Source organism: uncultured Dialister sp., from assembly GCA_900314595.1.
Lineage (GTDB): Bacteria > Bacillota > Negativicutes > Veillonellales > Dialisteraceae > Dialister.
This window is the reverse complement of the sequence record OMVW01000015.1, coordinates 1-12,651: the sequence shown is the minus strand read 5'-3', so window position 1 is coordinate 12,651 and position 12,651 is coordinate 1. Positions and strand designations below refer to the sequence as shown.

At 50.3% G+C, this 12,651-nt stretch carries 10 protein-coding genes; 4 read left to right on the top strand and 6 right to left on the bottom strand.

All coding sequences use genetic code 11. From position 1 onward, the window contains the following. Positions 1–117 precede the first annotated feature (117 nt). The 4 genes from QZN42_RS05505 to QZN42_RS05490 form a co-directional block, all read right to left on the bottom strand. The gene (locus QZN42_RS05505; protein WP_296955047.1) at positions 118–456 is read right to left on the bottom strand and encodes a cupin domain-containing protein; all 339 of its coding nucleotides are present in this window, start codon (positions 454–456) and stop codon (positions 118–120) included. Between the two features lie 145 nt (positions 457–601). Next, positions 602–1,498: an AmmeMemoRadiSam system radical SAM enzyme gene (gene amrS, locus QZN42_RS05500; RefSeq protein ID WP_296955044.1), complete on the bottom strand. Its 897-nt coding sequence runs from the start codon at positions 1,496–1,498 to the stop codon at positions 602–604. A gap of 901 nt (positions 1,499–2,399) precedes the next feature. Then, on the bottom strand, positions 2,400–3,761 hold the full coding sequence (amrA, locus tag QZN42_RS05495) for an AmmeMemoRadiSam system protein A (protein ID WP_296955041.1): 1,362 nt from the start codon (positions 3,759–3,761) through the stop codon (positions 2,400–2,402). Between the two features lie 369 nt (positions 3,762–4,130). Further along, the gene (locus QZN42_RS05490; protein ID WP_296955038.1) at positions 4,131–4,802 is read right to left on the bottom strand and encodes a TetR/AcrR family transcriptional regulator; all 672 of its coding nucleotides are present in this window, start codon (positions 4,800–4,802) and stop codon (positions 4,131–4,133) included. A 727-nt stretch (positions 4,803–5,529) separates the two neighbouring features. Here QZN42_RS05490 and QZN42_RS05485 point away from each other — a divergent pair. The 3 genes from QZN42_RS05485 to QZN42_RS05475 all read left to right on the top strand — a co-directional run bounded on the left by QZN42_RS05485 (position 5,530) and on the right by QZN42_RS05475 (position 9,022). Then, positions 5,530–6,369 carry a DMT family transporter gene (locus tag QZN42_RS05485; RefSeq protein ID WP_296955035.1) on the top strand — a complete coding sequence of 280 codons (840 nt, stop codon included), beginning with the start codon at positions 5,530–5,532 and terminating at the stop codon, positions 6,367–6,369. A gap of 559 nt (positions 6,370–6,928) precedes the next feature. Beyond that, positions 6,929–8,272, top strand: a complete 1,344-nt coding sequence (locus tag QZN42_RS05480; protein ID WP_296955033.1) for an esterase-like activity of phytase family protein — start codon at positions 6,929–6,931, stop codon at positions 8,270–8,272. A 345-nt stretch (positions 8,273–8,617) separates the two neighbouring features. Continuing rightward, positions 8,618–9,022, top strand: coding sequence for a hypothetical protein (locus tag QZN42_RS05475; protein ID WP_296955030.1), 405 nt, complete (start codon positions 8,618–8,620; stop codon positions 9,020–9,022). Here QZN42_RS05475 and QZN42_RS05470 read toward each other — a convergent pair. Next, positions 8,986–10,275 (bottom strand): ATP-binding protein, encoded by a 1,290-nt coding sequence (locus QZN42_RS05470; protein WP_296955027.1) that lies wholly within the window; start codon positions 10,273–10,275, stop codon positions 8,986–8,988. The genes QZN42_RS05475 and QZN42_RS05470 overlap by 37 nt on opposite strands. 245 nt (positions 10,276–10,520) lie before the next feature. Between QZN42_RS05470 and QZN42_RS05465 the strand changes: the two genes are divergently transcribed. Continuing rightward, positions 10,521–11,573, top strand: a complete 1,053-nt coding sequence (locus tag QZN42_RS05465) for a macro domain-containing protein (protein ID WP_296955025.1) — start codon at positions 10,521–10,523, stop codon at positions 11,571–11,573. A gap of 265 nt (positions 11,574–11,838) precedes the next feature. Here the strand turns inward: QZN42_RS05465 and QZN42_RS05460 are convergent, their stop codons facing one another. After that, complete coding sequence (locus QZN42_RS05460) at positions 11,839–12,480, bottom strand: lactate utilization protein (RefSeq protein WP_296955021.1); 642 nt, start codon at positions 12,478–12,480, stop codon at positions 11,839–11,841. Positions 12,481–12,651: the final 171 nt, after the last annotated feature.

The window sequence follows — 12,651 nt, the reverse complement described above, 5'->3', positions numbered from 1 at the left end:
AGAGAATCCGGACGATCTATGTAGAAGACAGCCGGATTTCCTCCTCCCACAGAAAAGGCCCGCTTCCTCACCGGAGGCGGGCCCTTTTACTAAAAACCAACTACTAACTTCTCGAACTTATTTATAAATGATAAGTCCCATAATGACCAGATCTTCATCTCCGATATTTTCGATTCCGTGGAAGTGGCCGCTTTCGCAGAAGGCAGCGTCACCGGGTCCCATTTCATAGGTTTTGTCATCATCGGTGTAGAGGCCTCTGCCGGAAAGAATGTAGTAACATTCTCCATCCCCTTTATGCTGATGGACGCCCATGGAGCAGCCTTTGGGGATGATCACATGAGCATAGAGGCGGCACTTGTCGCCCATTTCTTTCGGGGAAAGGATGGGTTCGATGATGAGATGGCCCTTGCCGCCATTGGCGTGTTCTTTGATGATGGGTTCTAATTTCGGAAGCATAAGATGTCCTTCTTTCTGGCAAACGCAACGATTACAGGGTAACGGGTTGATATAAAAGTTGTTAGTTGTTAGTGATTGGTAGTTAGTAACTCCCGCCATATTGAGCGGCTCGTATTTCAAAAAATACTAACGGCTAACTGCCAATCTATGATTCATTCTTCCATCCGTGCATGAGGAGTTCTCCTCCGCTTACGTTGCCGATCTGCACGTGGCTGAGATATTTCTTCGCGGTTACGCCGAAGGAGACGAGGGTGGAAATATAGGTAGCCTCCCGGTCGGTCATCTTGTAGTGGGGGAAGAAGCGGGTGATGTGGAGGGGGATTTCCGGATTTATATCGGCAATCCATTTGCACATTTCTTCAAACTGGCCAAGGTTGTCATTTTCGCCGGGGATGACGAGGTTCGTCAGTTCCACGTGGGAAACTTTGGCGCAGGTTTTGATGGTGGAGAGGACTGCATCCCGCTGTCCGCCGCAGAGGGCGCTGTAGAAGGCGGGTTCCCAGGCTTTGAGGTCGATGTTCCAGGCGGAAATATAGGGGAGCAGCGCCTCCAGCGGTTTCGGATTGATATAGCCGTTGGTGACCATCACGTTCACCATGCCTGCTTCCTGGATGAGAGGTGCCGTATCCCGGATGAATTCATAGGAGAGGGTGGGTTCGTTGTAGGTCCAGGCAACGCCGATATTTCCTTCCGCATAGAGGGAACGGGCAAGGCGCACGATCTGCCTGGGCGTGAAGGGGCGCATGTCCGGGTCCGACTGGGAGAGCTCCCAGTTCTGGCAGAAGCTGCAGCAGAAATTGCAGCCTGCGCTTCCCAGGGAGAGGATCATGGAACCCGGATGGAAATAAGCCAGCGGCTTTTTCTCGATAGGATCCAGGGCCACCGAGGCGACCAGACCATAGGTGATGGTTTTCAATTCCCCATGGTCATTCTTCCTCGTCCGGCACCAGCCGGTGCCGGAGGGAGGAATGCGGCAGTGATGGGGGCAGAGTTCACAGACTGCCGTGCCGCCAGAGAGCTTCTTGTAAAATGCGCTTTCCATGATGACTCCTTTCTATATTGGCCTGCCTTCTCGACTTGTCGGTTGGAAGCAATTGAGGCAGGAACTTTGAGGTATTCGTATGGCCTGCCGATGCGGCCGGGGTGTTTGAGGCATTTGTGCCTGCAACTTTGAGGTATTCGTATGGCCTGCCGGTTCGACTTGTCCGGTTGAGGCATTCAAGTCTGGAACTTTGAGGTATTCGTATGGCCCGCCGGTACGACTTGTCCGGTTGAGGCAAATGAGCGGGCAGCTTTGAGGTATTCGTATGGCCTGCCGGTGCGACTTGTCGGTTGTAGGCAAATGAGCGGGCAGCTTTGTGGTATTCGTATGGCCTGCCAGATTGACTTGTCCGATTGAGGCGATTGAGCGGGCAGCTTTGAGGTATTCGTATGGCCTGCCGGTTCGACTTGTCCGGTTGTAGGCATTCAAGTCTGGAACTTTGAGGTATTCGAATGGCCCGCCGGTACGACTTGTCGGTTGGAGGCATTTGAGGCAGGAGCTTTGAGGTATTCGTATGGCCTGCCGGTGCGACTTGTCCGGTTGAGGCAAATGAGCGGGCAGCTTTGAGGTATTCGTTTGGCCCGCCGGTGCGACTTGTCCGGTTGAGGCAAATGAGCGGGCAGCTTTGAGGTATTCGTGTGGCCTGCCGGTTCGACTTGTCCGGTTGAGGCATTCAAGTCTGGAACTTTGAGGTATTCGAATGGCCTGTCGATGCGTCTGGTGTGATTGAGGTAATCGAGCCTGGAACTTCCGGCTATTCGTTTGCCTGCCGAGACGACTTGAGGACCGAGGCACTATCGGCCATCAACCATTACCCATTACCCATTAACTATTAACCATTATCAGCCATTCTGCTTTGTAGAATTCTAACCGCTAACCGCTAAGCACTAACCACTAACCACTAAAAATACCTCTTCACCGTGAACCGGTACAGTTTCACCGGTTCGCTCTGGGGGATGCCTGCTTTCCGTTTGGAGATGGAGATCTGCTGCTTGACTGTATCCACTCCTTCGAGGTCCGGGAGGAGGAGGCCTCTTCTTCCGCCCCGTTCTACGATGATTCCGTATTTCTTCGGGTCCAGATCCTTCTCTTCCGCCGGTTCCGGTTCGGAGAGGACGTCTACGGAAATGGTCAGGTCTTCCAGCTCGTAGGATTCGAGTTCCGGGAAGCGGGGGTCGTCCATGGCTGCAGCTTTTGCATTGTGTATGATTTCCTCCGCCAGATTTTTGTAGGAGGGAAGGAAGGTTCCGATGCAGCCCCGCAGCGCGCCGAATTCATGGAGGGAGACGAAGGCTCCGTGTCTTTCGGTCATTTCCGGCGGAAGGTCCTTCGGGGTTTTCATGATTTTTCCTGTTTTGAGGTAGCGGCGGATGCTTTCTTTTGCCAGAAGTACCCGCAGGTCGTGAGCTTTTTCATCGGAAGAATCGGTCTCTGGGAGGTAGAGGCATACGCCGTAACCTACGCCGAAAGGTCCTTCGTGAGAGGTCACGGGGCGTTCTGCCTTCCGGTCTCCCAGTGCGCCGAAGAGGAAATACACCGACGGCAGGCCGCACATGCCTATTTCATCGATGAATTCTTCGGTCATGGAAGTGAGGGGCTTCATATCCCTTCTCGTGAGGGCATCCATGACTGCCCTGTCAAAAACGATTCCGTTTGGCGTGTAGCCATTGGGCGAATTTTTCGAAAGTCTGTGAGAAAGGTCGCCGGAGGCGATGATGCCTATTTTCCGGTCCAGTTTCGAGGCGGCCCTTTCCACTGCGGCTCCCAGGATTTTATTCAGTTCATAATTGGAGAAACAGGGGGAGAGGAGCACCACTTTTCCCGTAAAGCCTGCCTTGATGAGGTAGTACATGGGGACGAAGGTGCCCCAGTCTACGGAGAGCGCCTTATTGTACCGGCGGGCCTCCGCCTGATCCACCCGGTGGAGGGGGATGACCGGTGATGCTTCTTTCACAATAGCCTCGGAGAGCATGCGGTCTATTTCCAGATTCATGGAAATATCGCTCCGGCCGAAGGCGGAAAGATTTCCTGAAATGACGTCTGTCACAAAGATGGCCGGCGCATCGTAGAAACAGAGGTTGTGCGGCGAAATGACTACGGCCGTCTCGATACCTTTTGCCACGATTTCCCTCATCGCTTCCTGCTCGCTGGAAATGGTCACGGCCATTTTCTCAAGCTCCCGTCCGCCGATTTCCGGAATCATAATGGGCGGATGGGGAAAAAGTCCTGCCGCCAGGCAGGTGGAATGTCTTGCGTTATCCATAGGAAACACATCCTTTCCATATCTGTCTTTAGTGTAGATGTTTCGCGAAAGGCTGTAAAGGGGAAATTGTTGGAGTCTTTTGTCAGATCAGACGGAATGTCTCAATTTCGAGATTCTTGTTTTGAGTCAGCTGCGGTATTCGTGGGTTAGCCTCACTACGGCACGCCCCGGTACAGCCGTTTACGAGATTTCGTGATTCGTGGTTCGTTGTTCGTGAAGGTGGCGCTGCTTTTGCAGCGCAGAATTTTATATGGGAGGAAATAAAAATTTTCACCAATCATATAAAAGAGCCACCGGGTGTTCCGGCGGCTGTTAGAAAATTGATTTCCACTATGAACTAAAAACTGACTGCTAACGACTAACTGCTGTTTACTTCGCATTCGCCATTACATACTCAAACAGTTCCATAAATTTCCGGTTCAGTTCGTCCCGCTCTTTCTGATTTCCCGTGAGGCAGGCTTTGTGGATATAGCTTTCGTGGAGGGCCACGATGATGGACAGGGTGGGTTCTGCTTTTTCTCCGGCCACAAATCCTTCCTCCACGAGGCTTTTCATGACGATTCTATCTCTGTCTGAGAGCGTCCCGCGGATGACCATGCGCTTCATATCCTCCGGCAGGCCTTCCAGTTCGTCCGGGAAGAGGTCCACATAGTAGGTGCGGATGACATCCGGCAGTTCTTCACTGTACCGGCCGAAGAACATATTGTAGAAAATCTCCGGGTCCCTGAATGCGAAATGATTGAAACAGCGGTATACGGTCCTGTACCGTTCCAGGGCATTCATGGAAGGAGAAAGGGACTGGCCCAGAAGGAGATTGTATTCATAAAGATAGCCCACGGACCCATAGAGGATGAGATTTTCCAGATCGGGGAAATAATTGTACAAGGTAGCGCTGTTATATCCCGCTTCTGACGCAATGCGCCGGATATTCACCCCGGAAAGTCCGTCCTCCTTCAGGATTTTTTCCGTAGCTTCCACAAAAAAAGCCATGATCCGCCGCTGCCGGATGGTCAGCTTCTGCTCATTCGCCGCTGGTTCCATGAATTCCTCCCAATTCTAATCATGATTATTGACTTTCTTTATTATAACGCATATAATGGGGGCAAATAAAAAATAATCATGATTATATAATAATCGTGGTTAGGGATTAGCGGTTAGTGGTTAGAATTCTATAAAGCGGAATGGCTGATAATAGTTAATTGGTAATGGCTGATGGCTGATGGCTAACGGCTAATAAGGTAAATGACTGGAAATCCATACATGCGAGGAAACAGGATAGCAGGGTTAATGGTTAATAGTCAATAGTTAATGACTGCTTCTGCGAATACATCAAAGCTCCCGGCTCAAATGCCACAAAACCTCAAGTCGTATCGGCAGGCTACACGAATACCCCAAAGTTCCGGACGCAAATGCCGCAAAACCTCAAGTCGTCTCGGCAGGCCGTACGAATACTTCAAAGCTCCCGGCTCAAATGCCACAAAACCTCAAGTCGTATCGGCAGGCTACACGAATACCCCAAAGTTCCAGGCTCAAATGCCGCAGAAGTTCAAGTCGAACCGGCAGGCCGTACGAATACTTCAAAGCTCCGGACTCGAATGCCGCAGAATCTCAAGTCGTATCGGCAGGCCAAACGAATACTTCAAAGCTCCGGACTCGAATGCCGCAGAATCTCAAGTCGTATCGGCAGGCCAAACGAATACTCCAAAGTTCCGGTTTTGAATGCCGCAAAACCTCAGGTCGACTCGGCAGGCAAAAAGAAGGTGTTACTATGAAAATTCCCCATATTTCCGGTTCTTTCCTTGTCCTGGCAGGCGCTGTCTGCTGGAGTCTCAATTCTCCTTTTGTGAAGTATCTGACTCTGGATCCGCTCCTGATCTGTGCCCTGCGGTCCCTCATTGCGGCTTGTGTGCTGCTTCCGTTCCTCAGGCCGAAGAAAATTCACTGGAACGGGTGGCTTCTCCTCTACTGCCTCTGCTACCTGGGGCTCTGCCTTTCCGTCATTATTTCCCTCACCATGACCAGTGCGGCCATTGCGGTGGGTATGCAGTACACCGCATCCATCTGGCTCTTCCTCCTGGCGACGATTCATACGAAACATTTCAATTCCCATTTATTTCTGCCCATTGCCGTGATTATGGCAGGGGTCCTCTTTTTCATGGGTTCCGGCGGAAGCGGTGATTCGGATACGGAAGGAAATATGATCGCTCTCACGGAAGGCCTCTTCTTTGCAGGCATGAGCATCGCCTCATCCCGGGCTGCTTCTGAAAATGCCCTGGGCCTTACGGCTTTAGGAAATATTTTCATCGCCCTTCTTCTTTTCACCTGCATTCCCTCCACCGGTGCAGCCCTTCCCCTGATAACTGCCCGGGACTGGATGATTATGATCATTCTGGGAGTGGTGCAGGTGGCAGGAGGCTACGGCCTCTTCAACCTGGGCATTCAGCGGATTTCTGCACAGAAAGCATCGGTGCTGGCCCTCTGGGAAATGATCCTCGGCCCCCTCTGGGTGGCTCTCTTTCTGGGACTCTACCCGAATCCGGAAGTGCTGACCGGATTTGGAATCATCCTCTTCGGAATCCTTATGGACAGCCGGATGAATCGGGCGTGAGGGAGTGGAGTCTATTGTCAGATTGGATGACCTGAGATAGTTTCGCTTTTCGGATTTCGGACTTCGGGGTGGATATGGTTTCCTGCGGAAACCAATTTTATATAGTGCGCTTCGCGCACGGGCCTCTGGCCGAGAAAACAAGTGGTAAGTGGTAAGTGAAGGTGGCGGCCTGGCGGCCGCAAGTATTTATGGGGCCTCTGGCCGAAAAACAGGGCAAAGGGATAAGGGGAACGGGGCGGAGGCCGCGTCAAAATCCGGAAGCGGCTATTTTTATTTGCCTTTGGCCCGCAAGTGAGCTGTCAAGGGTCCTGCTCAGGCGGTGACTCTACAACTTCGACATGGACCTGTATTCCCGGCCGAACTTGTACCGGTACCTGCCGCTCGAGAGGCAGCGTGTATTCCCGGCCGTGCGCGAATTGCCGATTGTCACAAACGATTTCCATCGTGCCCGTGCCTGCCCTGTTTCCTTAAAAACTTTTTACACAGGATAGACTTTTTTATGAATGGTCTCTGACATTGCCCCTGTATACTGAAAATAAAAAGTATAAAGGAGGTAACCATGTCTATTTCTAAAAAATTACTGGCCGCATCTCTCTCAGTTCTCTGTCTTTCGCCCCTTTCTTTCACGAATGCAGCAGAAGCGGTGGAAGTGCGTCATGCCATTGTGGATACCAGTGCTTTTCCCATTCCTTATGCAGGAAAGGAAGAAGTATTTCATCACAAACTTTTCCCCGGCTACGGTTCTGCTCTGACTTTAAAGAGTGTCAATGAAGACGGATCCATCGATTTCTATACCATTACCGACAGAGGACCGAACGGGGACGTGCCGAAGTATGTGAAGGGCGGAAAGAAAAAATCGGGCAAAATTTTCCCTGCCCCCTCTTTCAATCCGAATATAGGCATCCTTCATGTGAGTGCCGACCGGACAAAGGCAGTTGTCACCGATTCCATACCTTTAACAGTGGATGGAAAGAAAATTACCGGTAAAGCTATCCCGAAAGGTTCTGTGGGCTCTACGAAAGAAACAGCTTTTGATTTCAACCTGAAAGATCTGGGCACCGACCCGAATGGTCTCGATACAGAGGGACTGGCAGTGGACCGGATCGGTCATTTCTGGATTTCTGATGAATACGGACCCTTCGTGGTGGAAGCAGACCGGGCAGGCCGCATCATCCGGAAACTGGCTCCGGGAAACGGGCTTCCATCCATCCTTGCCTCCCGCGTGCCGAACCGGGGAAGTGAAGGACTGACCATCGATGAAAAGGGACGCCTCGTGGGCTTCGTGCAGTCCCCGCTGGACGTGGAAAAGAAGACGAAGAAGACAAGCCCTTACTGCCGCATTTTCACCGTGGATCCGGAAACGGGAAAGACGGCCATGTACGCCTATCAGGTAGACGGCGGTTACAAGGATTTCGGCAAAGCCAAGCTGGGAGATATCGCTCCCCTTGGAAATAATAAATTCCTCGTCATCGAACAGGGCAAGCAGAATAAAAAGATGCAGAACCTGATTTACGAAATCGACCTCACCGGAGCGACGGTGATCCCCGACGACGGACAGCTGGAACTGGGAACCCTGAAAAATGTGAAACCGGTTTCCAAGAAACTCATTCTCGATATGAGGAAAGCAGGCTGGAAACTGGAAAAAGCCGAAGGCCTCACCCTGCTCCCGGACAGAAAGACCATCGTCGTAGTGAACGATAACGACTTCGGTATTTCCGTGGACGTGCAGGACCCGCAGGTGGCAGAAACAGACGTGGAAGACTATACCTATGATGCGGATCAGAAAGTCTATATTTATAAAGACGGAAAAGTTCATAGAAATGTGAAACTGGGCCTGAAGGAGAATGATCCTGTGGACCGGCATAATGAAATCTGGTTCTTCACGCTGGATGAAAAATTATAAGTGGTAAGTGATAAGTGGTAAGTGAAGGTGGCGCCCCTGAAAATCATATGGGGCGCCGTTTTTATATGGGAATTTTTCTGCCTCCTGAGGGAAAGAAACGGATGAGATGATTGTTGTTCGTGGAGGCGCGTGCCCTTACAATCGCAGGGGCGCTTTTATGCGGCGCAGGGCGGCTCTTTGGCACGGGTCATGGTCTGCACCGGCGGGGCTGGAAAACGAATTCAATTCGGACTAATTCTAACGAAAAATTAATGAAATATTTTTCCTTTTTTGCACTATATAGGCAGAGAACGAAAAAAGGCAGAAGCTTTCCGCCGGTTTCCATACTGTACATTCCCGGGAAGAATGGTAAAGCGGAAAGAGCCTGAAAATTCTCAGCTGCGCAGCAAAAAAATCAAAAACCTCCAGAAAGAAACAGAATCAGCCGTAAATCGATCAGCCGGAATTCCGTTTTCCGGTGCACATAAGGTGGATTCTGCCCGTTTTACCCGGAGGTTTTATTCTGGAAATGGAAAAGGCCGTGCCCCATATGGAGCGCGGCCTTTTTTGTATGGAAAAACGGATTTCGGACTGCGGGAAAGCGCGACGGAAAGTTATAGGACCGATTTTTTCATACGTTTTTCTGATTCTCAAAATAAAATCCCTGCCGGGAAGGCAGGAATTGAGTCTTATCTGCAAAAAAGTGGCGTTGTCCACTTTTTTGCAGATAAAACTCATATTTTTTCCAGTCCTTTGAGTAGAAAGTCCTGAATTCCTACATAGTAGATGCCGTTTTCATCGTGCCAGGGAATGATATCATCGCCGAGGACCACGATTTTTCGGAAGGAATCTTTTACTTCGCGAAGGGAGGCAGTTTCCCGGGACTGTTTTTCTTTGCTGTCTATCCGCAGGGCTGACTGGATATAGCATCTGCCGGTTCCCCGATTGACGATGAAATCAATTTCCAGCTGGCTGCTCACCCGGCGGTCTCCTTCTTTTCTTCGAACGGGAACCACTCCCACGTCCACACTGTATCCTCGGCTGATAAGATCATTGTAAATCATATTTTCCATAGTATGGGTCTGTTCCACCTGACGGAAGTTCAGTCTGGCATTCCGCAGACCAATGTCGGTGAAATAATATTTCATGGGCGTGGAGAAATAGCGGGAGCCTTTCACGTCGTATCGTTTGGCCCCGCTGATGAGATAGGCTTCTTCAAACCAGGCAAGATATTGGGCAATGGTTGAGTGGGAGATGGAAATATGTTTTTCAGACTGGAATCGGCTTTCCAGTTTTGATGTATTTGTGAGAGAACCAATAGCGGAAGAAATAAAATCGAGAAGAATTTCCAGAATTTCAGAAGAGTTTTTCAGATGATTGCGTTCAATGATATCCCGAAGGTAAGTCTCGGTAAACAGGGTTTTCAGATAATTAATTTTTTCTTCCGGTTCTGTTAGTTCCAGAAGGTAGGGCATACCGCCAAAGATGGAGTAATCCCGAAGGGCATGAATCTTGTCCGGCGTGGCGGCATAAAATTCGGCAAAGGTCAGGGGATTCATATGGATTTCATCGCCCCGGTCCCGGAACTGGGTGAGGATATCACTGGAAAGCATCCTGGAATTGCTGCCGGTAACGTAGATATCCAGATTTGCCAGCTTCATGAGACCCAGGAGGGCATCGACAAAGGTGATTTTTTCCCCCTCTTCCGTATAGGGATTCTTCATGGCTGAAGAAAACTGGATTTCATCGATGAAAACATAATATTTTACGGCAGGAGAGACTATGCGGTCCCGTATAAACCGGTCCAGTTTAAAAGGATTTCTGTAGGGAGTATTGTCCAGTTCATCCAGTGCGATTTCAATAATCTGCTCTTTTTTCACACCAGACTGAAGGAGATGATTTTTAAAAAGATGGAAAAGCAGGTAAGATTTCCCGCAGCGTCGGATACCGGTGATAATTTTTACTTTCCCGTTAAACTGTTTTTGAATCAGTTTCTGTAAATATTGCGGTCGTTCAATTTCCATGTGAACCTCCGAGTTAAACTATTTTCTTTATTATATCTGCAAAAAAGTGGCGTTGTCCACTTTTTTGCAGATATAATTCGTGGATTTTCAAAAAATGATTTCAGGACCGGAAGAATCATTTCCTTTACGTCGGGCAGAACAGGCGCTGAAGATAACCACTAATCACTCCCATTGTCCCCGGCCCGCGACATCCCCTGTCCTTTCTTCATGCTATAATATAGGAAATACGACAAGGAGGGGATTCCATGCCATTTTTTACGATTGTGAAGGATATCACCACCATGAAGGTGGATGCTATCGTCAATGCGGCGAATAATGAGCTCGCCTTTGGCGGCGGTGTGTGCGGGGCGATTTTCCGCAAGGCAGGAGTGAATGAGATGACCCGGGCCTGCGCGAAACTGGCGCCCGTTCCTACGGGGAAGGCGGTGATCACGCCCGGTTTTGCGCTGGATGCGAAATACGTCATTCATACGCCGGGACCTTTGTATACCGGTTCGAAGGAAGATGCGAAGCTCCTTGCATCCTGCTACACGTCGGCCCTGACCCTGGCGGAGGAGAAAAAACTGGAGACCATCGCATTTCCCCTGATTTCCGCCGGCGTTTACGGATATCCGGAGAAGGAAGCCCGGGAAATCGCAAAGAAGGCCATCGTAAATTTCCTGAAAAATCATGATTCCGATATGACGGTGTACCTCACCCTTCTCACGAAGCCCAGATTCAGGCGGCTCCCCTCGATTCAGCGGCTTCTGGTGAACGGCATGCTCCGGAGGGCCGATGAACCTTCAGAAGCTTTGCAGGTGGAGCCCCTGAACGCGGACGTGGCAATGGAGGCGGTCAGGGGCCTTTCGGAAGAGGAAATGCTCCGCTCCATCGATGAAATGGCAGCGCCCGGCGAGGCGGCCTGTGAGGAATCTCTTTTCCGTTCACCGAAGGACAGGAGGGGTCATCTTCCCTTCGAACTGGATATCCCTTTCTCCAAAGCCCTGACCAATCTCATCGATGAAAAAGGGATGACGGACCCGGAAGTATACAAGGCATCCAACATAGACCGCAGGCTTTTCTCGAAAATCAGAAATCCAAAGTACCTGCCAAAGAAAAAGACCATCCTCGCCCTGGCCGTAGGCCTTCGCCTGACCACGGCGGAAACAGAGGCGCTCCTGGAGTATGCAGGCTACAGCCTTTCCAAGAGCCAGATGATGGACGTGATCGTCCGTTACTACCTCTCCCGCAGGGTGTATGATATTTATAAAATCAATGAAGCCCTTCTCGCCTATGACCAGCAGCAGCTGGGGAGTTAGTTTGAGTCATCTCTCCATGGATTTGGCTTGAGTCAATTACGGTATTCGGGTTTTAGCCCTGTTCCCGACATGCACCGATGGAGTCTTTAACGAGATTTCGGGGTGCGGGATGCGGGGCGCGGGAAGGTGCGGCGCTGATGCGGCGCAAGTAGATATGGGGGCTTTGCACAGACGGGTTTGCATACAGAACCATAAAAAAATTGGCCGGGACCGGCCAATTTTTTTGACTGCTGATTACTAAGGGCTAACCACTAAAAACTAACAACTAGAATCCCAGGTCTTCGTCGATGATGACGACTTCCATCTCTGTATTTCTCATTTTTTTATAATAAATAACGAGGGCGTTGCAGATTCTGTCGGGGGCTCCGCAGTCGTAGCATTTGTCCCCTCCATGGGCGCTGCAGCCGCAGAGGAACCGGTGACGGATCACGTTTTTCGGAGCGGCTATATTTCTTGTGCGCCAGATGGCTTCCTCCAGGGTGGGAGCCATTTTATTTCTGCCCAGTACGAAATAGACTTTTTTATGGCCGAAGAGGGAGCCTGCTACCCGGTTTCCCGTACCGTCCATATTGACGAGGACTCCTGTCTCCGATGCCCCGTTGACGGAGCAGAGGAAAATATCGGTGGTGAGGGTCTTTCTCGCCTGGGCAAGGAAGGCTTCGTTCTTTTCGGAGGCCGTGGCTTCTGCCCAGTTCGCAAGCGGCAGGTGGTGAAGGTCATAAACCGTATTGTGGGAAATCAGTTTGTCATAGAGACCGATCTGCGCCAGGGTGAGAGAATCGCCTATCCCTACCGTGCAATTGTCGATTTTTCCATTCAGGTACTCCGCCGCTTCTTCCTTCGTTTTGAAGATGCTGCATTCAAACCGGTTCCGCTTAAACGCCCGCCGCGCTTTTTCAAGATCCATTTTTGCTCCTTTCTAAGAAATAACTAATTTTCTCTATTATAACATGAGGAAGTTATCAGTTCATAGTTATCACCAATGTCATTAACTTAAGAAATTCATAAAATAGTTCAAGTACGCATCGAAAGGTGCGTGCTTTTTTGTGCAAAAAAGTCGAAAAAAATACGACAAAAT